At 64.5% G+C, this 22,505-nt stretch carries 20 protein-coding genes; 7 read left to right on the top strand and 13 right to left on the bottom strand.

The features are described from left to right. The first annotated feature begins 74 nt into the window (after window positions 1–74). From WJU21_RS02340 to WJU21_RS02330, 3 genes are read left to right on the top strand one after another with little or no spacing between them, the layout of a single operon-like run. Window positions 75–455, top strand: coding sequence for an NADH:ubiquinone oxidoreductase subunit NDUFA12 (locus WJU21_RS02340; protein ID WP_346321764.1), 381 nt, complete (start codon window positions 75–77; stop codon window positions 453–455). A gap of 29 nt (window positions 456–484) precedes the next feature. Continuing rightward, window positions 485–994 (top strand): outer membrane lipid asymmetry maintenance protein MlaD, encoded by a 510-nt coding sequence (gene mlaD, locus WJU21_RS02335; protein ID WP_346321763.1) that lies wholly within the window; start codon window positions 485–487, stop codon window positions 992–994. After that, complete coding sequence (locus WJU21_RS02330; protein ID WP_346321762.1) at window positions 991–1,428, top strand: DUF2155 domain-containing protein; 438 nt, start codon at window positions 991–993, stop codon at window positions 1,426–1,428. The genes mlaD and WJU21_RS02330 overlap by 4 nt, the downstream gene beginning before the upstream one ends. On the opposite strand, the gene aat is transcribed toward WJU21_RS02330, so the two are convergent. From aat to aroQ, 4 genes are all read right to left on the bottom strand, one after another. Beyond that, window positions 1,380–2,030, bottom strand: a complete 651-nt coding sequence (aat, locus tag WJU21_RS02325) for a leucyl/phenylalanyl-tRNA--protein transferase (RefSeq protein WP_346321761.1) — start codon at window positions 2,028–2,030, stop codon at window positions 1,380–1,382. The two genes, WJU21_RS02330 and aat, sit on opposite strands and share 49 nt — an antisense overlap. A gap of 89 nt (window positions 2,031–2,119) precedes the next feature. Further along, a complete protein-coding gene (gene accC / locus WJU21_RS02320; protein WP_346321760.1) occupies window positions 2,120–3,463 on the bottom strand; it encodes an acetyl-CoA carboxylase biotin carboxylase subunit in 1,344 nt (447 codons plus the stop codon). Window positions 3,464–3,467: 4 nt separating this feature from the next. After that, a complete protein-coding gene (gene accB / locus WJU21_RS02315; RefSeq protein WP_346321759.1) occupies window positions 3,468–3,914 on the bottom strand; it encodes an acetyl-CoA carboxylase biotin carboxyl carrier protein in 447 nt (148 codons plus the stop codon). 16 nt (window positions 3,915–3,930) lie between these two features. Next, entirely contained in the window at window positions 3,931–4,386 is a 456-nt protein-coding gene (aroQ, locus tag WJU21_RS02310; RefSeq protein ID WP_346321758.1) for a type II 3-dehydroquinate dehydratase, read from the bottom strand. Between the two features lie 81 nt (window positions 4,387–4,467). On the opposite strand from aroQ, the gene thiS reads away from it, so the two are divergent. Beyond that, window positions 4,468–5,442, top strand: a complete 975-nt coding sequence (thiS, locus tag WJU21_RS02305) for a sulfur carrier protein ThiS (RefSeq protein WP_346322439.1) — start codon at window positions 4,468–4,470, stop codon at window positions 5,440–5,442. Between the two features lie 148 nt (window positions 5,443–5,590). Here thiS and WJU21_RS02300 read toward each other — a convergent pair whose 3' ends face one another. The 4 genes from WJU21_RS02300 to WJU21_RS02285 all read right to left on the bottom strand — a co-directional run bounded on the left by WJU21_RS02300 (window position 5,591) and on the right by WJU21_RS02285 (window position 10,667). Beyond that, complete coding sequence (locus WJU21_RS02300) at window positions 5,591–5,893, bottom strand: hypothetical protein (RefSeq protein ID WP_346321757.1); 303 nt, start codon at window positions 5,891–5,893, stop codon at window positions 5,591–5,593. A gap of 1 nt (window position 5,894) precedes the next feature. Continuing rightward, the gene (locus WJU21_RS02295; RefSeq protein WP_346321756.1) at window positions 5,895–6,659 is read right to left on the bottom strand and encodes a DsbA family protein; all 765 of its coding nucleotides are present in this window, start codon (window positions 6,657–6,659) and stop codon (window positions 5,895–5,897) included. Window positions 6,660–6,663: 4 nt separating this feature from the next. Continuing rightward, complete coding sequence (locus WJU21_RS02290) at window positions 6,664–8,088, bottom strand: M48 family metalloprotease (RefSeq protein ID WP_346321755.1); 1,425 nt, start codon at window positions 8,086–8,088, stop codon at window positions 6,664–6,666. A 98-nt stretch (window positions 8,089–8,186) separates the two neighbouring features. Continuing rightward, the gene (locus WJU21_RS02285; RefSeq protein WP_346321754.1) at window positions 8,187–10,667 is read right to left on the bottom strand and encodes a ribonuclease E/G; all 2,481 of its coding nucleotides are present in this window, start codon (window positions 10,665–10,667) and stop codon (window positions 8,187–8,189) included. Between the two features lie 560 nt (window positions 10,668–11,227). Between WJU21_RS02285 and WJU21_RS02280 the strand changes: the two genes are divergently transcribed. From WJU21_RS02280 to prfB, 3 genes are all read left to right on the top strand, one after another. Next, window positions 11,228–12,373 carry an N-acetylmuramoyl-L-alanine amidase gene (locus WJU21_RS02280; RefSeq protein WP_346321753.1) on the top strand — a complete coding sequence of 382 codons (1,146 nt, stop codon included), beginning with the start codon at window positions 11,228–11,230 and terminating at the stop codon, window positions 12,371–12,373. A 123-nt stretch (window positions 12,374–12,496) separates the two neighbouring features. Continuing rightward, window positions 12,497–14,938, top strand: coding sequence for a penicillin-binding protein 1A (locus WJU21_RS02275; protein WP_346321752.1), 2,442 nt, complete (start codon window positions 12,497–12,499; stop codon window positions 14,936–14,938). A 27-nt stretch (window positions 14,939–14,965) separates the two neighbouring features. Then, a protein-coding gene (gene prfB / locus WJU21_RS02270) for a peptide chain release factor 2 (protein WP_346321751.1) occupies window positions 14,966–16,097 on the top strand; the annotation gives its coding sequence in 2 pieces (ribosomal slippage) (window positions 14,966–15,034 and window positions 15,036–16,097; 1,131 coding nt in all). Between the two features lie 113 nt (window positions 16,098–16,210). Here the strand turns inward: prfB and WJU21_RS02265 are convergent. From WJU21_RS02265 to WJU21_RS02245, 5 genes are all read right to left on the bottom strand, one after another. Further along, a complete protein-coding gene (locus tag WJU21_RS02265; RefSeq protein WP_346321750.1) occupies window positions 16,211–16,675 on the bottom strand; it encodes a polymer-forming cytoskeletal protein in 465 nt (154 codons plus the stop codon). A 46-nt stretch (window positions 16,676–16,721) separates the two neighbouring features. After that, complete coding sequence (locus tag WJU21_RS02260; protein ID WP_346321749.1) at window positions 16,722–18,026, bottom strand: M23 family metallopeptidase; 1,305 nt, start codon at window positions 18,024–18,026, stop codon at window positions 16,722–16,724. A 74-nt stretch (window positions 18,027–18,100) separates the two neighbouring features. After that, complete coding sequence (locus WJU21_RS02255; RefSeq protein ID WP_346321748.1) at window positions 18,101–18,922, bottom strand: ferritin-like domain-containing protein; 822 nt, start codon at window positions 18,920–18,922, stop codon at window positions 18,101–18,103. A gap of 5 nt (window positions 18,923–18,927) precedes the next feature. Next, window positions 18,928–19,398: a thioredoxin-dependent thiol peroxidase gene (gene bcp, locus WJU21_RS02250; RefSeq protein ID WP_346321747.1), complete on the bottom strand. Its 471-nt coding sequence runs from the start codon at window positions 19,396–19,398 to the stop codon at window positions 18,928–18,930. After that, the gene (locus tag WJU21_RS02245) at window positions 19,382–22,384 is read right to left on the bottom strand and encodes a bifunctional [glutamine synthetase] adenylyltransferase/[glutamine synthetase]-adenylyl-L-tyrosine phosphorylase (RefSeq protein WP_346321746.1); all 3,003 of its coding nucleotides are present in this window, start codon (window positions 22,382–22,384) and stop codon (window positions 19,382–19,384) included. The genes bcp and WJU21_RS02245 overlap by 17 nt, the downstream gene beginning before the upstream one ends. Window positions 22,385–22,505 lie beyond the last annotated feature (121 nt).

Here is a 22,505-nt window from a genome sequence, read left to right as displayed (position 1 = left end):
CGCGAGCATCGGGGCTGGACGCGCCCGGTAGCGGGTGCCATATTCCGCCCGGCGCGCAACAGCACGGAAATGTTATGGGTATCCTGAGTTCGGTATTCACCTGGTGGAATGGCCAGACGGTCGGAACCTGGCTCCACACGGCGCTGCACGGCAAGCCGGTGGGCGACGATGATCAAGGCAACAAGTACTATCAGGACAAGACCGGCAAACGGCGCTGGGTGATCTATAACGGCGTCGTCGAGGCGTCTCGCGTGCCGCCCGAATGGCACCGCTGGCTCCATCACACCGCCGAGTTGCCGCCGACGAAACAGCCGCCGCTGGTGAAACCTTGGGAGAAGGAACACGTTCCCAACCTGACAGGCACCGTCGGCGCCTATTTCCCGCCGGGCAGCCTGAACGCCCGCGGTGAACGCGTCGCGGTGACAGGCGATTACGAGGCTTGGCGTCCCGAATAGGGCCCACAACCGAGGCGACTCGATAGCTCATGCGCGGCACTCTCGTTGAGACACTGATCGGCAGCGCCGTCTTGTTCGTGGCCGCGTGGTTCCTGTACTTTGCCTATTCCCGCACCGAGATGGGTCCGGTTGGCGGCTATCAGGTCAGTGCGCGGTTCGACAAGGTCGGCGATCTGGCCAATGGCGCCGACGTCAAGATCAGCGGTATCAAGATCGGCACCGTGACGGCCCAGAAGCTGGACCCGAAAACCTACGAGGCTGTCGTCGAGATGGGCATTCAGACCGACGTCGAGTTGCCCGAGGACACCACCGCGAAGATTGCCGCCTCCGGATTGCTCGGCGGCAGCTATGTCAACCTTGAGCCGGGCGGCTCCGAGGAATTGCTGAAAAGCGGCGACCGGATCAGCTACACCCAGGGCGCCGTCGACCTGATGGGGCTGCTGGGGCGGTTCATCTATGGCTCGACCGACACCGACGGCAAGGCGCCCAGCGAGGACGCGGCGCCGGCGGCACCCTCGGCCGAGGAGGCGATCCCGTGACTCGCTTGCGGGCGCGCTCGGCGTTTGCCCTGGTCATGCTGGGCCTGATGGCGGGACCGGCATTTGCCGAGGATCCCCAGGAGGCTCTGGCGATGATGGCGCGCCGCGAGGCCGCCGCGCCGAAGGATCAGGTCGTCACCCTGCGGGGCGTCGACAAGATCACCGCGCAGGTCACCGACATCAAGGCGCCCATGAACCAGCCCCTGCGCTTCGGATCGCTGGAGATCACGCCCCGTACCTGCAGCAAACGGCCCCCGGAGGAGACGCCGGAGGTGACGGCGTTCCTCGAGATTGCCGACGTCAAGCCTGACGGCGAGAAACAGAAGCTGTTCAGCGGCTGGATGTTTGCATCCAGCCCCGCGCTGTCGGCGCTGGAACACCCGGTCTACGATGTCTGGGTGATCGACTGCAACGCCATCGCGCCTGGGATGTGAGCGGGCAGCTTCAGGAAATTTCCCTGGACCGAGAGAGCCTGCCCGAGCAGCCGGTGGTAGACCGTGCGAGGCACTTCGATCGCGCCGAAGCCCGACAGGTGCGAGGTGACGAACTGGGTGTCCAGCAGGGTGTACTCGCCGGCGATCATCCGGGCTACCAGATGGACAAGGGCAACCTTGCTGGCGTCGCGCTCGCGCGAGAACATGCTTTCCCCGAAAAACGCGCCGCCCAGTGACACGCCGTACAGTCCGCCGACCAGCTCCCCGCCGCGCCAGCATTCCACCGAATGGGCAGCGCCGCGTTCGAACAGGTCCACGAACAGGCGAAAGATTTCCTCGTTGATCCAGGTTGATGGCCGCTCGGGCGTGGGTTCGGCGCAGCCACGCACCACATCCTGGAATGCCCGGTTGACCCATACATCGAAGCGGTCCGAGCGTACGGTTCGCGCCAGGCGCTTGGGGACATGAAATCCCTGCAGCGGCAGAATGCCGCGCCGCTCCGGATCGACCCAGAACAGGGTCGGCGTGTCGGCGCTCTCGGCCATGGGGAAAACCCCCGACGCATAGGCCGAGAGGACGATTTCCGGTGTGAGCTGCTTCATGGCTTCCGCGCGGCCCTGATCATACCGACGGGATGATCGCTACGATTACACCATAGGCAGCGCAGGCGCTGCCTATGGTCTGCAACAGCTTATTCTTTTTTGGCCAGAAACTCTTCAAGCCAATGGATGTGATAGACCCCGTCGATGAAGCCGGGGTTCTGGATCAGCCGTGCATGGAGCGGAATTGTGGTCGACACGCCGCCGACGACGAATTCCTCGAGCGCCCGGCGCAACCGCATCAGACAGGCGTTGCGGGTCTTGCCATGCACCACCAGCTTGGCGATCAGGCTGTCGTAGTTGGGCGGTACGGAATAGCCGGCATACAGCGCCGAATCGACCCGCACGTTAAGGCCGCCTGGCGGATGGTATTCGGTGATCTTGCCCGGTGTCGGCGAGAAGGTGACCGGGTCCTCGGCATTGATCCGGCACTCGATGGCATGGCCCTGGAAGACGATGTCCTGCTGGCTGTTTTCCATAGGCAGGCCGGCGGCAATGCGGATCTGTTCGCGGACGATGTCGATGCCGGTGATCATCTCGGTCACCGGATGCTCCACCTGCAGCCGGGTGTTCATCTCGATGAAATAGAACTCGCCGTCCTCGTACAGGAATTCGACCGTGCCCACGCCCAGATAGCCCAGCTTTTTCATGGCATCCGAGACAATGCCGCCGATCTTCGTGCGGTCCCTGTCGTTGAGCGCGGGCGAGGGCGATTCTTCCAGCACCTTCTGGTGCCGGCGCTGAAGCGAGCAGTCGCGCTCGCCCAGATGAACCACGTTGCCGTGGCTGTCGCACATCACCTGGATTTCGATGTGCCTCGGCTTGTCCAGGTACTTTTCCATGTAGACCGCGTCGTCGCCGAACGCCGCCTTGGCTTCGGCGCGGGCAGTCGAATAGGCCTGCTCCAGTTCGCTCTCGGACCGAGCAACCTTCATGCCCCGGCCGCCGCCGCCCGAAGCGGCCTTGATCAGCACCGGATAGCCGATCTTCTTCGCGGTCGCCAGCGCATCCGCGGCGGTCGTCAGCTCGCCTTCCGAGCCGGGCACACAGGGAATGCCCAGGCTGCGCGCGGTGCGCTTGGCCTCGATCTTGTCGCCCATCACCCGGATATGCTCGGGTTTGGGACCGATGAAGGTTATGCCGTGGTCGCCGACGATCTCGGCGAAATTGGCGTTCTCCGACAGGAAGCCGTAGCCCGGGTGGATCGCGTCGGCGCCGCTGATCTCGGCCGCGGAGACGATGGCGGGAATGTTCAGATAGCTGTGCGTGGCCGAGGGCGGGCCGATGCAGATGGCCTCGTCGGCGAGGCGCACATGCATGGCGTTCTCGTCGGCTTGCGAGTGCACCGCGACGGTGCGGATACCCATTTCCCGGCAGGCGCGGTGGATGCGCAGGGCAATCTCACCGCGGTTGGCAATCAGGACCTTTTCGAACATGGCGTTATTCGATGATCAGCAGCGGCTCGCCATATTCGACGGGCTGCTCGTTGCTGATCAGGATGCGGGTGACCGTGCCGGCCTTGCTGGCGATGACCGGGTTCATGGTCTTCATCGCCTCGACGATCAGCAGGGTCTGGCCCACGGTCACCTTGTCGCCGACGCGCACGAACGGCGGCGCACCCGGTTCGGCCGAGGTGTAAATCGTGCCGACCATGGGCGAGGCGACCAGGCCGGGATGGCCATGGACGCCGTCGCCGGCAGGGGCGGCAGCAGCGCTCGCCGTGGCCGAGGCCGCTGCGGCGGGCGCCGCGGCCTGGACGACAGTGCCGCCGCGCGCCACGCGGACGCGGACGTCGTTGTCCTCGATTTCGATTTCAGTCAGCCCGGTTTCGTCGAGCAGCGCCGCCAGCTGGCGGATCATTTCCTTGTCGAGCGTCAGTTTGCCCATCGAGCCTAGCCTTGTTTCAGGAGCGGGCGACTTTATCCGCAACAGCGTCGAGCGCCAAGAGATACCCTTTAGCGCCCAGGCCGCAGATGACGCCGGTCGCCACGCCGCTGATGTAGGAATGGTGCCGAAACGTCTCACGCCGGAAGATGTTCGACAGGTGCACCTCGACGATCGGGCCCTTGAAGGCCTGCAAGGCGTCGAGAATTGCCACGGATGTGTGGGTGTAGCCGGCGGCGTTGATGATGATGGCAGACGCCGTCAGACGCGCCTCCTGGATCCAGGTCACCAGCTCGCCTTCCGAATTCGACTGCCGGAAATCGACAAACAATCCAAGGTCGTGAGCCCGATCCTTCACCGATGCCTCGATGTCGATGAGCGTGTGGGCGCCGTAAATCTCCGGTTCGCGAGTCCCCAGCATATTGAGATTCGGCCCGTTGAGTACGAGGACGGTCGGGGCTGCTGCGCTTGCCATGGTCTGATCCCGCCTATATTAGAGGGAGACCTTGTAAATCCCTTGGACTACCAAGTCAAAAGCGCACGGAAGGAGCCTGTGATTCACGTCACCATCAATGGCGAGGACCGCCAGCTCAACGCGCCGCTCCGGCTCAATTCACTGCTCGAAGAACTGGGCATCGATCCCCGGAAAGTGGCGCTTGAGCGCAATCTCGAGATCGTACCGCGTTCGACCTATGGCGACGTGGTCGTCGGCGACGGCGACCGGTTGGAAATCGTTCATTTCATCGGCGGCGGCAAGGACGAGCCGGACAGCTTCGAAGTGGCCGGGCAGCGATTCACGTCGCGGCTGATCGTCGGGACCGGCAAGTATAAGGACTTCGACGAAACCCGCGACGCCATCGCCGCCTCGGGCGCCGAGATCGTCACCGTGGCCGTGCGCCGGGTGAATATCTCGGATCCCAAGCAGCCCATGCTGATGGATTATGTCGATCCGAAAAAATACACCTACCTGCCCAACACGGCCGGTTGCTACACCGGCGAGGATGCTGTGCGCACCCTGCGCCTGGCGCGCGAGGCGGGTGGCTGGTCGCTGGTGAAGCTGGAAGTGCTGGGCGACCAGAAGACGCTTTATCCCAACATGGTCGAGACGCTGCGCGCCGCCGAGATGCTGATCAAGGAAGATTTCCAGGTGATGGTCTATTGCTCGGATGACCCGATCATGGCCATGGAACTGGAGAAGATGGGCTGCTGCGCCATCATGCCGCTCGCCGCGCCGATCGGCTCGGGCCTGGGCGTCCAGAACCCGGTGACTTTGCGGATCATCATCGAGAACGCCAAGGTGCCGGTTTTGGTCGACGCTGGCGTCGGCACGGCCTCCGATGCGGCGGTGGCCATGGAACTGGGCTGCGACGGCGTGCTGATGAACACCGCCATCGCCCAGGCCAAGGATCCGATCCGGATGGCCAAGGCCATGAAGCTGGCCGTGGAAGCGGGCAGGCTGTCCTATCTGGCCGGCCGCATGCCGAAGAAGCTCTACGCCGATCCGTCTTCGCCGCTGGGCGGGCTGATCTAGCGGCGTTTCGCCTTGTATTCGCCGCCGCGGCGTGGAGGGGAGGCGCCCTATGCGCCACGACCATCGTCGCGCCTGTTCACCAGCCTGAGCGCCGGCAGCAAGACCGTCGGCGATGTCAGGCCCGAGCCGCCGTCGCTCCAGGACGGCGCTACAAGCAGCCGCGCGCCTTCAGGCTCTGTTGTACCTCGACCGTGGTCTGAGTCTGCTGAAGGTAGCGGCCAAGGGCGATGCACTGCTGCTGGTTGAGCCTGTTGCCGACACCGCGGCTCAAATCCTCGTCCTGATAGTCCTCGCCGGTCATGCCGTCCGAGCTGTTGAGCGGCGCGCCGACGAACTCGTCGCGGCTATCCTGTCCAGGCGTTGGCGCGTTGCGGACTTCTTCGGCGTTCTGGGCCATGGCGTTGGCGGGCAGCGCCAGGGACAATGCGATCGTCAAAATTGCCAGTCTCATTTCACCCCTCCACCGGCTTGAGAGATTTGGTCTTGCGCGCCTTCTCCACATATTCGGTCAGCGTCTCGTAAGGCACCATGCCTTGCACCAGCTGGGTGCCGATAATGAAGTTGGGCGTACCCTCGATGCCAAGCTTGTCTGCGAGCTCGTGGTTTTCGGCAATCACCTCGTCGATTGCTTCGTCCTTCATGTCCTGTTTCAGCTTTGCCACATCGAGGCCGACCTCGCCGGCGACGCGGTACAGGACGTCGTCGTTCAGCGCCTCTTCGAGGCCCATCAGGGCCATGTGGAATTCGACATATTTGCCCTGTCGCGCCGAGGCGATGGCCGCACGCGAGGCCGTGATCGATTGCGGGCCCAGCACCGGATATTCCTTGAACACGACGCGGACGTCAGGATCTTCCTCCAACAGGCGGGCCATGCTGGGTTGGGCCATGCGGCAATAGCCGCAGCGGTAGTCGAAGAATTCCACCACGGTCACATCGCCACTCGGGTTGCCGGCAACCATCGCGCCGTCGCTGCCAAGGACGGCGACCTTGTTGGCGATGATCTTCTTTTCGGCGTTGATGGACGCTTCGCGGGTGTTGTGCGCCTGGAGCCGGTCGATCATCTCCTGCAGAACCTTGGGGTTGTTCTTCAGGTAATCGCTGATGATCTGCTCGACCTGCGCCTTGTCGCGTTCGGACAGGGCGAGCGCCGATTGTGCAGCCGTGACCGTGCACAGGACGGCGAGCGCCACAGTCAGCGCCTTCAATAAACGGGTCAAATCATCATCCTCCGGTTTTCTCGTTCAGGCTGCCCGGCGAAACCTCGGGGTCGTCATTCGTCGGCGGCTCCTTGCCGCGTCGGCGGTAGCTGTCCTCGACGGCAGCCCGCGCAATCATATAGAGGTCCTGGGCGCGGAACCATTCCGGCGATTGCGGCTTCAGCTTGTCGACGGCGATCTTGGCCTGTCGCGCCGCCCGTGGCGCTTCGCCGGAGACGGTATAGCGCTCGGCGGCCGAGAGCGCGGCCATGGCGACGTCGTCCTTGATGGTGTAGGCGAGGGCGAGCTGGTGCCAGGCGAAGCCGTTGTCGTTTTCCAGCCGGTTGGCCGCGACCAGATGTTCGATTGCCTCGTCGGCAAGCGCCTTGTCTTCCTTCGCCAGCAGCGACTGCGCCAGCGATACGCGGATCAGGGGCTCGTAAGGCGCGGCGGCTACCGCGGCGCGATAGGGCTCGATCGATTCCTCGATCTTGCCGCTTTCGAACAGGATCTGGGCCTTCAGCTCCAGATAATATGGATCGTGCGGCGCGTCGGCCAGCAGCGCATCCAGCTCGGCCATCGCCTGGGTCTCCAGCGCCTGCCGATGATACGCGATGGTGCGGGCGTAACGGGCGTAGGGGCTGGTGTCGCCGAGCGGGTAGGTCTGGAACACGATGGTCGGGTGTTCCAGGAAGCCGATCAGCTTGGCCTTGATGCGGTTCAGCCGCTCGATGTCCTCGGGCCGTGCCGGCGTGTTCCAGTACGGACTTTTCTCGGCATCGGCGCGCAGCCGCTCGATGCGTTCCGAGGTCATCGGGTGGGACCGCACATAGGGATCCTTGTTCTCCGTCATCAGCGCTTCCTGGTCGCCGAGATATTCGAAGAAACTGATCAGGCCGCTTCCCGACTGTTCCGAGGCCGTCAGAAAGCTGAGGCCGGCCTGGTCGGCGGCGGATTCCTGGGTGCGGCTGTAGATCAGGAACGAGCGGGTGGCGAACTCGCCGCCGCTGCCAAGAATGGCGGCGCCCGCCGCCGGCGCGCCCGCCGCCATGGCTGCCGCGCCCAGCACCAGGCTGAGGATCGAGATGGTCGAGGCGCCCTTCAGGCCATCCTGGAAACGGGCGAGATGGCCGCCGGTGATATGGCCGGTTTCATGCGCGAGCACCCCGATTACCTGCAGCGGGTCCTCGGCGACCTTGAGCATGCCGGTGAAAACGAAGATGCGTTGTCCGGCAGCGACGAAAGCGTTGATCGAGTCGTTGTTCACCAGGTGGACGCGGACCACATTCGGATCAAGTCCCGCGGCATGCCATATGGGCGTCGCGTAGATCTTGATGTCGCGCTCGATCTCAGCGTCCCGGATGATCGATATCTGCTGGGCATGCGCCGGCCCGATGGCCGAGACAACGATCAGCAGGGCGCAGAGCGCAGACTGGAGGGCGTGCCGCATCGTGCCTCGTGAAGCCATTGAGACAAAGGTAGGTGCCCGGTGACCTTGGGTCAACGCGGGCAGCCTGCCAATCGTCTCCGAAGTCACCCCCGGTTGTGTCAGCCCCGGTTCCACCATCCCTGGCGGCGCGGAGGCTTGGCGGTCCCGGCCGGCCCGGCATCCGCCGTCACCGGCTCCGGTTCGGGTGCAGCAGCAACTGGTGCCGCGACAACGGCTTCGGGCTGCGCCACTGCCGTCTCGATCAGGGTGTCGGCCACGAATGGCTCGGGCTGATCGTCGATTTGCAGGTTGGCGCTCTGTGCCGCCGGGGCAACGACAGGCTCGGACCAATCCACCGGGGCAGGGGCCGACTCTTCCACCATGGTCGCGTATTCCGGCTGCGGTGTGTCGGTTGAATAATGCTCGGCCGTATCGCCCTCGGCCGGCTCGTTACCGGTGTCGGCGCTGTCCTCATCGGCCCAGTCGCCCTGGTGCTCACCGCTCTCGCCGGATTCGGCATTGTCATTCGTATCGGCCTGGCCATCCGCGCGCTGCTTGCGCCGACGTCGACCGCCGCGGCGACCCCTGCGACGCTTGGCGCGCTGCTCGTCGCTGCCTTCGGCGCCATCCGCGGCCTGATCTGCCGGGGTGTCACCCTGCGTGTCAGCATCGGTGTCGGCGTCCGCGTCGGAATCGGCATCGGCATCGGCATCGGCATCGGCATCGGCTGCCTGCACCGGCTGCGCTTCACTCTTGGGGCGATCGCGATCGCGGCCCCGGCCACGCCGGCGGCCCCGGCCTTCGCGGCGCGATTCCTCGTCACGGGCTTCCGCCTCGTCGGCGTCCACCTCGTCAGCTTCCGCCTCCGTGGCCTCGACGTCGTCGGTTTCCGCCTCATCTTCGATGATATCCGTGGCGGCTTCGGCGGCCTCTTCGTCCTCGGCAACCATGAAGCTGTCCTGGGTGATCACCCGGGTCTCGTGCTCGGCGTCCTGCTGGCCTTCGCGGCGCAGCAGGTAATGCGGCCGGTGCATGGATGAATCGCCGGAGATCTGGACGTTGATGTGGAAGCGTTCCTCGATGGCGTTGAGGTCATGACGCTTGTGATTGAGGATGTAGAGCGCCACGTCGAGCGGCACGGTAAGATGCACGGTCAGCGCCCGGCCCTTGATGCCCTCTTCCTCGATTACCCGCATGATCTGCAGGGCGCTGGATTCAACGGAACGAACCGAACCGGCGCCGGCGCAGACCGGGCAGACCACGGTGCTGGATTCCAGCAGACCCGGCCGCAGCCGCTGCCGGGACATTTCCATCAGGCCGAAGCTGCTGATCCGGCCCACTTGCAGACGGGCCCGGTCGGTCTTGAGAGCGTCCTTCATCCGGCGCTCGACGGCGCGGTTGTTGCGGCTCTCCTCCATGTCGATGAAATCGATAACGACGAGGCCGGCCAGGTCGCGCAGCCGGAGCTGGCGCGCAACTTCGTCGGCCGCTTCCATGTTGGTGCGGAAGGCGGTGCGTTCGATGTTGCGCTCGCGGGTCGACTTGCCCGAATTGACGTCGATCGAAACCAGCGCTTCGGTCGGATTGATCACCAGATAGCCGCCCGATTTCAACGGCACGGTGGCGTGGTACATGGTCTCGAGCTGGCTCTCCACCTGGAAACGGTGGAAGAGGGGGATCGGATCCTTGTACTGCTTCACCTTCTTGGCGTGGCTGGGCATCAGGAGTTTCATGAACTCCTTGGCGTCCCGGTAGCCGTCATTGCCCTCGACCAGCACCTCGTCGATGTCGCCGATATACATGTCGCGGATGGCGCGTTTGACGAGGCTGCCTTCCTCGTAGATCAGCGCAGGCGCGATCGACTTGAGCGTCAGATCCCGGATGGTGCTCCACAAGCGCAGCAGATAGGAGTAGTCGCGCTTGATCTCGGCCTTGGTGCGGCTGGCGCCTGCCGTCCGGATGATGCAGCCCATGCCTTCCGGCACGTCGAGTTCGCCAAGCACCGACTTCAGACGCTTGCGGTCCGTGGAACTGGGGATCTTGCGGCTGATGCCGCCGCCGCGCGCCGTGTTCGGCATCAGCACGCAATAGCGGCCGGCCAGTGACATATAGGTGGTGAGCGCCGCGCCCTTGGTGCCGCGCTCTTCCTTGACCACCTGGACCAGAAGAATCTGGCGGCGCTTGATGACTTCCTGGATCTTGTAGCGCCGCTGCAGGGGCGAGCGCCGCACTTCGGCGGCATCGTCGTAGCCGTCATCGGCGCCGACATGCTCGACATCGTCGCCGTCCTCGCCGTCGCCGCCGTCGTTGTGGCTGCGGCTGCGCGGTTCGTCGTTGAATTCGTCGCGGCGGCTGGCATCGTGGGCAGCCTGCTCGGCGAGCAGGGCGCGCCGGTCTTCGACCGGAATCTGGTAATAGTCGGGGTGAATTTCGGTGAAGGCGAGGAAGCCGTGGCGATTGCCGCCATATTCGACGAAAGCGGCCTGAAGCGACGGTTCGACTCGCGTGACGCGAGCCAGGTAGATGTTGCCTCTTAATGAAGCCTTGTTCGCGGCTTCAAAGTCGAATTCCTCAATGCGGTTGCCGCGGACGACAGCCACCCGGGTTTCTTCCGGGTGGGCCGAATCTAGAAGCATACGTGTGGACATTAAAGTGGGCTCCAAACCCATTGGCGTCGCGTCTTGAGGGCGCGTCCTGCCTGGGTGTGTTGTGGGGGAATACAGCCCGGAAGGACGCTTCGTTCTGAAGCGCCACGCCTTGATTCAATGGGGAATCTAGGTCAGGGACGGGCCGCGGGTTCATCAGTATCCTTACGATCTGTCTTCATTCCGCGGTTAGCGATCAACCGGCGTTTCATCGGCGCTGACAGGCCTGGCACCGTCCGTGGACGGCCTCCGCTGCTGCATCCGGAAAACCCGCTTCGGTTTGCCGCGAAAGACGAGAGCACGCGAACCATAGCGTGACAAGCCTCTGAATTGCAATGAAAACCAGCGGCTGCCGCCATTCCGGCGATCTCGCTCTGGCCAAGCCGCGCCATGATGATTACCTTTCGCCCATGGGGCTATCCAATGATGTGTCGATGACAGGGATTGGGAGTGGGCGCGCTCGCCGCGCCGGCGCAATTCTGTTTGTGTTTACCGTGCTTTTCGCTGTTTTCGGAGTGGCGTTTGCCCAGCCGTCGGTGACCGGGGTGCGGATCGGCGCGCATCCGGATTCCACGCGTTTCGTGCTCGACGTATCAGAGAATATCGCGGTCAGCGTGTTCACGCTGGCCGATCCTTACCGGGTCGTCATCGACATGCCGGCGCTCGACTGGAAGGTCGGCGATGGCGGACAGGGCGAGGCGGGCGAGACCCAGGGGCTGGTCGAACGCTATCGTTTCGGCCTGTTCCAGCAGGGCAATACCCGGCTGGTGCTAGACCTGCGCAAACCGGCTGTGGTGCGGCAGGCTTTCGTCCTGCCCCCGCAGGGCGCCTATGGCTACCGCTTCGTCGTCGATCTTGAGGCGACCGACCGCGCCCGCTTCATGAAGACGGTCCAGTCGCCGCCGGCCGCGCCCGCATCGCCGCCGGCAGCCATCCAGTCGGCGCCGCAAAAGCGCGGTGACAGCCGGCGCACGGTGGCGATCGACGCGGGCCATGGCGGCGTCGATCCGGGTACCATCAGCGGCGACGGAACCTACGAGAAGTCAGTGACGTTGAGCGTGGCGCTGGAGTTGAAGCGCCAGCTGGAACGGACAGGGCGCTACAACGTGATTGCCACCCGTCAGAACGACATCTTCATCCCGCTCGGCGAACGGGTCGAGATCGGGCGCCGCGGCAAGGCCGACCTGTTCATTTCCCTGCACGCGGATTCCATCGCCAACGGCAGCATCCGGGGCAGCACCGTCTATACCCTGTCCGAGACGGCCTCGGACAAGGAAGCTGCGGCCCTCGCCAGCAAGGAGAACAAGGCCGACATCATCGCGGGTGTGGACCTGGGCAAGCAGTCGCCCGAAGTGACCGGCATCCTGATCGATCTGATGCAGCGCGAGACCATGAACTATTCGATCGAGTTCGCGAGGCTGCTCATCCCCAAGCTGGAGCAGGCTGCGGAAATGCGCGACAACCCGCATCGTTTCGCGGGGTTCCGGGTGCTGAAGGCGCCTGACGTGCCGTCCGTGCTGGTCGAAATGGGCTATCTGTCCAATGCTCAGGATACCCGGTACCTGAAGTCGGCAAGAGGACAGCGTGAGATTGCCGCGGCGATCGCGGCTTCCGTGGACGGATACTTCCAGCGCCACGACGCCCGTCTGTCGGCGCAGTGAGACGCGCGACCCCGGTGCGACCAATGGCGGCTTGTCCCGGCGTGTCCGGTGCCATATTTTCCGGATACCTCGCGGCCTGCCTGTCGGCGGGCAAGAGCGCAAAGGCCGATGGCTCAAAGTGACATGAACCGATATCTGAAGATCGCCGCGGGCGCCATCGGCGCCGTCGTCATTGCCGTCGTGATCGTCGTGGTCGTTGTGCTGTACAGGTTTGGCGCCGCGTTGCCGGACGTGGATCAGCTGCGCGACTACGAGCCGCCGGTCACGACCCGCATCCACGCCGCCGACGGCGAACTGGTGGGAGAATATGCGCGCGAGAGACGGCTGTTCGTGCCGCTGGCGGCCATACCCGAACAGGTGATCCAGGCGTTCATGGCGGCGGAGGACAAGAACTTCTACGACCATGGCGGCATCGACTATCTGGGCGTGATCCGGGCCGTCTTCGAGAATGTTTACAACAAGATCACCGGCCATCGGCTGGTGGGCGCCTCGACCATCACCCAGCAGGTGGCGAAGAACTTCCTGCTGACCAATGAGGTCTCGTATTCGCGCAAGATCAAGGAGGCGATCCTCGCCTACCGTATCGAGCGGGCCTTCGACAAGGACCAGATCCTCGAGCTGTATCTGAACGAAATCTATCTGGGGCAGGGCATGCATCCGCAGGGGTCCTACGGTGTCGCGGCGGCGGCCCAGTCGTATTTCGACAAGGCCCTGTCCGAACTGGACCTCGCCGAGGCCGCCTATCTGGCGGCGCTGCCCAAGGCGCCCAGCAATTATCATCCGGTCAGGCATCCGCGGGCGGCGAAGGGCCGGCGCGACTGGGTGCTCGGGCGCATGGCCAGCGATGGTTTCATCACCCGCAAGGAGCGCGACGCGGCTATCGCCGAACCGCTGCAGATGCGCGCGCCGCAACGCGAACGGGTGTTCACGGCCGACTATTTCAACGAAGAGATCCGCCGCGAGATCGCCGCCCTTTATGGCTACGACGCGCTGTATGACGGCGGATTGTCGATTCGCTCCACGCTGGACTCGCGGCTGCAGGCCATCGCCGAGACGGCGCTGCGGCATGGCCTCGTGACCTATGATCGCCGGCATGGCTGGCGCGGTCCGATCCGCCATATCGAACTTGCCGGCTGGAAGGATCAGCTCGCCGCCCTGAAGATATCCACCGGCCCCCGTGAATGGCGGCTGGCCGCGGTGTTGTCGGTTGATGCGTCCGGCGCGGGGATCGGCACCATCGATGGCGACCGCGGCACCATTCCGTTCTCGCGCATGTCCTGGGCACGGCCCAACATGAAGGAACAGAATGTGGGGCCCGCGCCGTCCAGGCCCTCGGACGTGGTCAAGCCAGGCGACGTCATCGTGGTCGAGAAGGTCACGGGCGAAGGTGCCGGCGCCGATGAATACAGCCTGCAGCAGATTCCCAAGGCCGAGGGCGCGATCGTCGCCCTGGATCCGCACACCGGCCGCATTCTGGCCCTGGTAGGCGGCTTCGATTACAACGCCAGCCAGTTTGACCGCGCCATGCAGGCCGCCCGCCAGCCGGGATCGGCGTTCAAGCCGTTCGTGTATGCCGCCGCGCTCGACAGCGGTTTCACACCGTCGGATCTGGTGCTCGACGCGCCATTCGTCATGGATCAGGGGCCAGGCCTGCCCAAATGGCGGCCGCAGAACTATTCCAACGAATTCTACGGCCCCAGTACGCTGCGCATGGGAATCGAGAAGTCGCGCAATGTCATGACGGTGCGCCTGGCGCAGCAGGTAGGCATGGAAAAGGTCGCCGCCTACGCCGACAAATTCGGCATCACCGAGAAGATGCCCAAGGTGCTGGCCATGTCGCTGGGCGCCGGCGAGACCACGGTGCTGAAGCTGACCAACGCGTACGCCATGCTGGTCAACGGCGGCAAGCGGATCACGCCCAGCCTGATCGACCGCATTCAGGACCGCTGGGGGCGGACGGTTTACCGCCACGACAAGCGGCCGTGCCTGGGGTGCACCGGCGTGAGCTGGAGCGGCCAGCCCGCCCCGGTCATCGAAGATACCCGCGAGCAGGTGGTCGAACCGGCGACAGCCTACCAGATGGTCTCCATGCTGGAAGGCGTGGTTCAGCGTGGCACCGGGGCGCGGGTTGGCGCCATCGGCAAGCCGCTCGCCGGAAAGACCGGCACGACCAACGACAATTTCGACAACTGGTTCGTTGGCTTCGCGCCCGACCTGGCGGTGGGCGCCTATGTGGGCTTCGACAATCCGCAGACCCTTGGCAGCCGGGAGACCGGCGCCAGCTCGGCCGCGCCGATCTTCAAGGAATTCATGGAAAACGCACTGAAGGATCAGCCCGCGATACCCTTCCGTATTCCACCCGATATCAGGCTGGTGCGCGTCAACAGCAAGACCGGGCTGCCCACGTCGCCCGAAGATCGCAATGTGATCCTCGAAGCGTTCAAGCCCGGTACTGAGCCCAATGCGCATCGCACCGTGCTCGATGGATCGGGGGTTGACGGATCGGATGGCGGCATGCCATTGCCTGCACGATCAGCGCCGGTCGGTACCGGTGGGCTTTACTAGACGCATAAATCGAAGGTTGTCAGAACGATGCGAGCCGAAATTCAGACGCAAGTTGACTCAATCGAGCAGTCGTTGGAACTGCTGAGGAGGTCTCTTTGACTGGGACCGGGCGCTCAGACGACTGGACGAACTGAACCAGCTTTCCGAAGATCCCAATCTCTGGAATGACCCGGGCAAGGCGCAGAAACTGATGCGCGAGCGTACCCGGCTGGACGAGGCGATCACCGCCACCAAACAGATCGAGTCCGGCCTGGCCGAGAACCTGGAGCTGGCCGAGATGGCCGAGGCCGAGGGCGACACGGCCATGGTCGACGATGCCCAGCAGGCGCTTGCCGACCTGGCTGTGCTGGCCAACGCCAAGCGCATCGACGCGCTGCTATCGGGCGAGGCGGACGGCAACGACACCTATCTGGAGATCCACGCGGGCGCCGGCGGCACCGAGAGCCAGGACTGGGCCTCGATGCTGCTGCGCATGTACACCCGCTGGGCGGAATCCAAGGGTTACAAGACCGAGCTGATGGAAAACAGCGACGGCGAGGAAGCCGGCATCAAGTCCGCCACCATCCAGATCAAGGGCGAGAACGCCTTCGGCTGGCTGAAGACCGAGGCCGGCGTGCACCGGCTGGTGCGCATCTCGCCCTATGATTCCAATGCGCGGCGGCACACCAGTTTCGCCAGCGTCGCGGTCTATCCGGTGGTCGACGACACCATCGAGATCGAGATCAACGACAAGGATTTGCGCATCGACACCTACCGGTCCTCGGGCGCCGGCGGCCAGCACGTCAACACCACCGACAGCGCCATCCGCATCACCCACATCCCCACCGGTATCGTCGTGCAGTGCCAGAACGAGCGCTCCCAGCACAAGAACCGCGCCACGGCCATGAAGATGCTGCAGAGCCGTCTCTACGAGGCCGAGCTGCGCGCCCGCGAGGAAAAGGCCCAGGCCGCGGCGGCGTCAAAGACGGACATCGCCTGGGGCCACCAGATCCGCTCCTACGTACTGCAGCCGTACCAGATGGTGAAGGACCTGCGCACCGGCGTGGAATCTTCCCAGCCCGACCTGGTGCTCAATGGCGGCATCGACGACTTTGTCGCCGCCGCGCTTGCCGCCAAGGTGGACGGCAAGGCGGGTGAGGCGATCGAGGATCTGAGCTGACCCGAGGCTGGCCTTGTCCGGTTAAGGCGATGCAGGGGCATTTTCACGGAAAACGAAAAGGGCGGCATTTCTGCCGCCCTTTGCTTAACTGAACAGGTCGAACTGGCTTTTCTTCAGTTCGCCGGCGTCGTAGGGCGGGCCGGGGCACCGCCGTTGGTCGGCGCCTCCGCCGTGGCTGGCTGCGCGCCGGGCGTACCTGCCTGCTTGACGACCGGACGGCCGGGGGCGGATTCCAGCGGGTTGTCCACATGGACGAACTGGCCCTCGATATGGGCGCCGGCCTCGATGGAAATGATTTCATGCCAGACGTCGCCCTGCACCTTGGCGGTGCGCTCCAGGCGCACGCGGCGGGCGCGGATGGTGCCCTTCAGCTTGCCGTGAATGATCACAGTTTCAGCGACCACGCTGCCGGTGACTTCGGCGCTTTCGCCGATCGTCAGCGAGCCGCAATGCAGATCGCCTTCCATGCGGCCGTCGAACTGGACTTCGCCGGTGGTGACAAGGTTACCTTTGAGCTGGACGTCGCCGCCGATGATCGACGGCGTGTTCGCGGCGGAGCGGTTCGGATTGGTGGACACTACGTTGCCTTCCCTTTCTTTGATTGGCTGCTTGCCGTCGCGGGGGTCAGATTGCCTGAACATGCTGTGCTGCCTTGAAGACCTTCACGGGATTAATAGGCGTGCCGTTGAAGCGCACTTCATAGTGCAGATGGGTGCCGGTACTGCGACCGGAACTCCCCATGACACCGACTGCCTCGCGCAAGGCGACACGTTGGCCCTGTCTTACCATGATCTTGCTGAGGTGCCCATAGCGGGTCACGAAACCGTTGCCGTGATCGAGTTCGACCATCATGCCGTAAGCGCCGTCGCGGCCGGCGAACGAGACCTTGCCGGGGGCGGTGGAAAAAATGGGCGACTTGTCCATGTGGCTGCCCAGATCGACACCGGCATGAAAAGCGGGGGCGCCGTTGAACGGGTCCGAGCGGCCGCCGAAGGTGCTGGAGATGTAGAACTCCTCGACCGGCAGCGACAGCGGCGCACGCTCCAGCGTCTTGTAGATCAGGCTGAGCCGGTCGACGTTCTGCATCAGCGAGATCAGCGCCTTGGTCTGGCTTTCGTCGTCGAAGGCGGTAAAGCGCATGGGCAAAAAGGGACCGCCCATGCCGGCGGCGAGGCGGCGCGGTCCGGCGGCCAGCACCTTGTCGGTGGTGAGGCCGGCGATCTTCAACGCCTGCTCGTAGCGCCGGATGGTGTCGCGCACCTGGTTGTCCATGCGGACGATCAGCACGCTCTGCATGCCTTCGAGGTCGTCGAGCTTGCTGCCCAGCGGGTCGCTGGCATCGGAGGTGCGCTCGCCGCGAAGCACGATCGGCATCCGCTGCTGGTTGCGCTTGCGCTGGTCCGGGGTCAGGCCGATGCGCGGCACCAGGCTCGGCGGCGCGTCGGTGGTTTCGGGACCGCCGACCGGTAGCTTCTCGTTCATGCCGGGCCTGTCGATGACGGCCGGATAACGGCCGGCCATTTCCCGGCTGGGCAGGTTGCCCTGCAAGGCGTCCTTCGACCGCGACAGCAACCCGTCGATCATTTCCTGCCGGGCCTGCAAGGTTTGGGTCCGGTTCAGGATGTCGTCCTGCAATGTCAGCAGCTGCTTGTGGAGGTCGCCGCGGATCACGCGCAGGTCGGCGATCTGCCGGTCCTTGCTCTCGATCACCTGGTTGCCGAATATCATCGTGGCCGACGCGATGCCCACCCAGCACATGGCGGTGAAGGCAACGGCCAGCGAGATCGACTGGAAGCGGGGCGACAGCGAGACGAAGCGCACGACACCGCGCGAGCGAAAATAAATCTGACGCTCGGGAAAGTGATGTTGGTACTGCTTCGTGAGGTAAACACGAAGCGCTTCCAAACGCGGCCAGTCGCGTTTCTGCAAGCCTTTTGCCCTCGATCTGCACTCAATTGAACCAGCCGAGGTTTCTAACAAACTTCGCTGGCCGACGCGACTCATTAGAGCCTTGCGTCCGCCGCGTTGCACAAACCTTCGTGGAAATCGGGCGCAAATCCGGCCGTTTGTCGCGCTTCATGGTTGAACGGAGGCTTCAGCGCGCCGCGAAAGTGGGTTTTTACCAGTTTCCGCCACATGGGAAGCGAATCATTACGGTTTCGCTGACACATCCAGTCGAACCATCGCATGCCCACCGCCACATGGCCGATCTCGTCGCGCAGGATAATGCGCAGAATCGCGGCGCTCTCGAGATCGCCCGCGCCCTCGAAGCGACGGATCATGGCCGGCGTGACGTCCAGCCCGCGCGCCTCCAGGACCAGCGGCACGATGGCCAGCCGCGCCATCAGATCATGGGCAGTGTCCACCGCAGCCTCCCACAGCCCGTCATGGGCGGGCAGGTCGCCGTATCCCGCGCCCAAATCCGCCAGCCGGTCGGAGACCAGCAGGAAGTGCAGCCCTTCCTCGTCGGCGACCGTGACCCAATCGTCGAAAAACGATCGCGGCAGGTCAGGCGAGGCAAAGCGCGCGATCAGGTCCCAGGCCAGATCGACGGCGTTCAATTCGATGTGGGCGAGGGCGTGCAGCAGGGCGACCCGCGTGGCCAGGGACCCTGCCGAGCGGCGCCGCGGCATTCGGCCCGGCGCCAACAGCTCGGGACGCTCGGGACGGCTGGGGCGATCCGGCGGCGCAGTGCTGCCGATTTCCGGCAGCACTTTGTCTCGCCAGGCCTGGGCCACCCGCCGGGACAGCAACGCCTTGGCCCGCGCGTCGGCGGTGCCAAGCACGGCGCAGGCGCCATCCGTCAGTGTCGCGAATTGGGACATGCTGTTCAGAGCGCCTGCACGGCGGCCAGGACTTCGTCGGCGTGTCCCTTCACCGATACCTTCGGCCAGATGCGGCGGATCACGCCGTCGGCGTCGATCAGGAAGGTGGCGCGCATGATGCCCATATACTTGCGGCCATAGAGGGATTTCTCCTGCCAGACGCCGTAGGCCTCGGTGACCGAGCCGTCCTCGTCGGCGCCCAGGGTTACCCCCAGCTTGTGCTTCGCCGCGAATTTCTCGTGCTTGGCGACGCTGTCGCGCGAGACGCCGATCACCTCGGCGCCGGCCCTGGCGAAGTCGGCTTTCCGTGCCGTGAAGTCAATGGCCTCCGTGGTGCAGCCCGGCGTGTCGTCCTTCGGATAGAAATAGAGGACCACCTTTGTGCCTTTCAGGTCCGCGAGCGAAATCCGGTCGCCGCCGTCGCGGGGCATGGAGAACGCCGGGGCCTTGTCGCCGACTTCAGGTTGCTTTGACATTGGGTTCCTCCTGAGGGGGGAGATTGGATGCGGGGATGGTGATCATCTCGTCGAATATCTGGCGCACGCGCGTTTCATGTGCCAGCAAGGCCTTTTCCAGCGCACCGAAACTGTCATAGCCGGTGGCTCGCGTCAGCGCGGCGAGCAGGGCCGGCGTGCCGTGCTGGGCCGGGTCGAAGTCGCCGCCCAGCGTTTGCCGGGAGAAACCGCGGATCGAGTCCATGAGTACCCATGCCTGCTTCAGTTCGTCGGCCAATGACGTCGTGATCAGCCCGGTGCCGAGAATGTTCTCGAATACAGCCAGGGTGCGCGGGCTGAACAGGGCTGGATTACCCATCCCGTGGCGAAGCTGCAGGTATTGGCCGATGAACTCCAGGTCGAGCAGGCCGCCGCGCACATGCTTCACCGACCAGGGATTCTCCGTCCCGAATTCGGCGGCGAGACGGCGCCGCATGTCGGCAACGGTGAACAGCACCCGGTCCGCGTCGCGCGGCATCGCCAGAACCGAGTGGATCAGGTTGTCGACCTCGGCCATAAGGTCCAGCGGCCCGGCCACCGGACGCGCCCGGGTCAGCGCCATGTGTTCCCAGAGCCAGGCCTGGTTGCGCTGGTAGCTCTCGAACCCTTCGACCGACACGGCCAGCGGCCCTGCGCGTCCCGACGGCCGAAGCTGCATATCGACCTCATAGAGTCGGCCTTCGCCGGTCAGCGCCGTCAGCGCATTGATAATGCGCTGGCCCAGCCGACCGTAATACTGGCTGACAGGCAGCGGCTTTTCTCCGTCCGACACGGCATCGACGCCGGGCGTCCGATAGATGAAGATCAGGTCGAGATCGGAGGTGAAGGTGGTTTCCGATCCGCCAAACGATCCCATCGCGACGATCGCCAGTCCGCCGCCCGTCACCCGTCCGTGCCGGCGCGCGAAATCTTCCTCGACCGGCGCGAGCATGCCGCGCACGACCGCTTCGGCAAGCGCGGTATGGGCGGCCGCTGCGTCGGCGGCGCTGATGATGTCGTGCAGCAACTGGACGCCAATCTGGAACTTGCGTTCGTTGGCCCACCGGCGCGACAGATCCATGACGTCCTGGAAGTCGGCGGCGGCCGACAATGTGTGGTCCAGATCGTGTTCCAGTTCCCGCTCGCCGGGCAACCGGGTCATGAAGCCGGGACTGAGCACGGAATCCAGCAGCAGATGGTTGTGGGCAAGGAAATCGGACAGCGCTGGCGCGGTGCCCAGAATCTCGGCCACCAACTCGAGCAGCTTCGGATTGGCCTGAAACAGGGTCAGCAGCTGCACGCCCGATGGCAGCCGCGACAGGAAGTCGTTGAACCGCTGCAGCGCCTTGGTCGGCTCGGCGGTCTTGCCGAACGCATCGAGGATTGTCGGGATCAGGATCTTCAGCAATCCGCGCGCCCGTTCCGTTCGCAGGGCCCTGAACCTGCCCGTCGACCACGAGCGTACCAGGTCGACGACTGTCTCGGGAACGTCGAAGCCCAGAGCGGCGATATCGGTCAGCATCTCGGCCGACGGTTCCGCAGCACCGAACAACCGGCTCCAGTGTTCATCCTCGCTGACCGTGTGGGCGTCCCTGAACAGGTCGTCATAGCGCCGTCTCACATTGCCCAGATGCCGCAGCATGTCGGCCTCGAAACCGGCGGTCTCGGCATAGCCGAGGAATGCAGCGACGGCGGCGACCCCTTCCGGCTTCTCCGGAACCTTGTGGGTCTGTTCGTCCCGGGTCATCTGCAGCCGGTGTTCGACACTGCGCAGAAACCGGTAGGCATCGCTCAGCTCGGCTTCGTCCTCGTCGGAAATGATGTCCAGGCTGCGCAACACCTCGAGGCCCACCAGGGTCTGCTGAACCCGCAACTCGGGCATCCGTCCGCCGGAGATAAGCTGGTGCGCGCCGACGAAGAACTCGATTTCCCTGATCCCCCCAGGGCCAAGCTTGACGTCCTGGCCGGCGGCCCGGATGCCCTGGTGTCGGTGGTGGCTATGGATACGCGCCTTCATGGCGTGGATGTCCTCCAGCGCCACATAGTCCAGGTGCTTGCGCCAGACAAAGGCCTTGATCCGGTCGAGAAAGCCGTTGCCCGCGTCCAGATCGCCGCCGACCGGACGCGCCTTGATCATGGCGGCCCGCTCCCAGTTCAGACCGACGCTCTGGTAATAGATTTCCGCGGCGTCGACCGAAATGGCGACCGGCGTCGCGCCCGGATCCGGGCGAAGCTGCAAGTCGACGCGGAACACGTAACCGTCGGCCGTTCGCTCTTGCAGCAGCTTCACCAGGTCCCGTGTCATGCGGATGAAGCAATCATGGGCGTCGCGCCGCCCGACGTAGCGGATCACTTCCGGATCGAACAGCACGATCAGGTCGATGTCGCTTGAATAGTTGAGCTCGCGGCCGCCGAGCTTGCCCATGCCCAGCACGATGTAGCCGGCATTGCGGCCGAGTTCCGGGATGGCGGGCGAGCCCTTTTCCAGCGTCCACTCGAGGTCGCCGGCCACCATGCGAGCGCGCAGGATATGGGCGACAGCATGATCCACCGCCAGTTCGGCGAAGTCGCTGAGAGCCGTGGTGACCTGCTCAAGCGTCCATGCGCCGGCGATGTCGGCGAAACCAGTGATCAATGCAACCCTGATCCGCGCCTGCCGCAGCGCCCGCATGAAGGAATCCTGCGCCTCGATCGCGGGCAGGCTGGACCGCAGATCCTGGACCAGCGCCTGCATCGCCGCGTCGGGCCCCCGGGCCAGCAGGATTTCCAGCGTTTCCGGCGCCTTGAACACACACATCGACAGAAACGGACTGTTACCGAACACCGCCAGCATCAGGCTTTCGACCTCTGGCCGCGCCGCCATCTCGGCCAGCGCTGCCGGTCCTGCGGCGATCTCATCCTGCCAGTCTTCCAGCTTTTGACGCGCCAACGCCGTGTCGTATGGCTTCGGGAGCTTGTCGAGAGTGATGGGCAGGTCTAAGTCTTGCACGGGAGATGGCTCGATTTCTGGTGAGGGCACGACACTGCTGAGTTGCGCCGTCCTGGTCAAGCCGCCTCCGGCGGCAGACGGTTAGGTGTTCTTGGCGACATTCCGGTGGATATGGCGGGGC

Origin of the sequence: Emcibacter sp. SYSU 3D8 (assembly GCF_039655875.1) — a bacterium.
Lineage (GTDB): Bacteria > Pseudomonadota > Alphaproteobacteria > SMXS01 > SMXS01 > RI-34.
This window is presented reverse-complemented; position numbering and strand designations above follow the sequence as displayed.

Bases quoted from the DNA above. Each gene is read 5' to 3' on its own strand.
- WJU21_RS02340 (WP_346321764.1), top strand. From the start codon at position 75: ATGGGTATCCTGAGTTCGGTATTCACCTGGTGGAATGGCCAGACGGTC.
- mlaD (WP_346321763.1), top strand. From the start codon at position 485: ATGCGCGGCACTCTCGTTGAGACACTGATCGGCAGCGCCGTCTTGTTC.
- aat (WP_346321761.1), bottom strand. From the start codon at position 2,030: ATGAAGCAGCTCACACCGGAAATCGTCCTCTCGGCCTATGCGTCGGGG.
- accC (WP_346321760.1), bottom strand. From the start codon at position 3,463: ATGTTCGAAAAGGTCCTGATTGCCAACCGCGGTGAGATTGCCCTGCGC.
- accB (WP_346321759.1), bottom strand. From the start codon at position 3,914: ATGGGCAAACTGACGCTCGACAAGGAAATGATCCGCCAGCTGGCGGCG.
- aroQ (WP_346321758.1), bottom strand. From the start codon at position 4,386: ATGGCAAGCGCAGCAGCCCCGACCGTCCTCGTACTCAACGGGCCGAAT.
- WJU21_RS02300 (WP_346321757.1), bottom strand. From the start codon at position 5,893: ATGAGACTGGCAATTTTGACGATCGCATTGTCCCTGGCGCTGCCCGCC.
- WJU21_RS02290 (WP_346321755.1), bottom strand. From the start codon at position 8,088: ATGCGGCACGCCCTCCAGTCTGCGCTCTGCGCCCTGCTGATCGTTGTC.
- WJU21_RS02275 (WP_346321752.1), top strand. From the start codon at position 12,497: ATGAACCGATATCTGAAGATCGCCGCGGGCGCCATCGGCGCCGTCGTC.
- WJU21_RS02255 (WP_346321748.1), bottom strand. From the start codon at position 18,922: ATGTCCCAATTCGCGACACTGACGGATGGCGCCTGCGCCGTGCTTGGC.
- bcp (WP_346321747.1), bottom strand. From the start codon at position 19,398: ATGTCAAAGCAACCTGAAGTCGGCGACAAGGCCCCGGCGTTCTCCATG.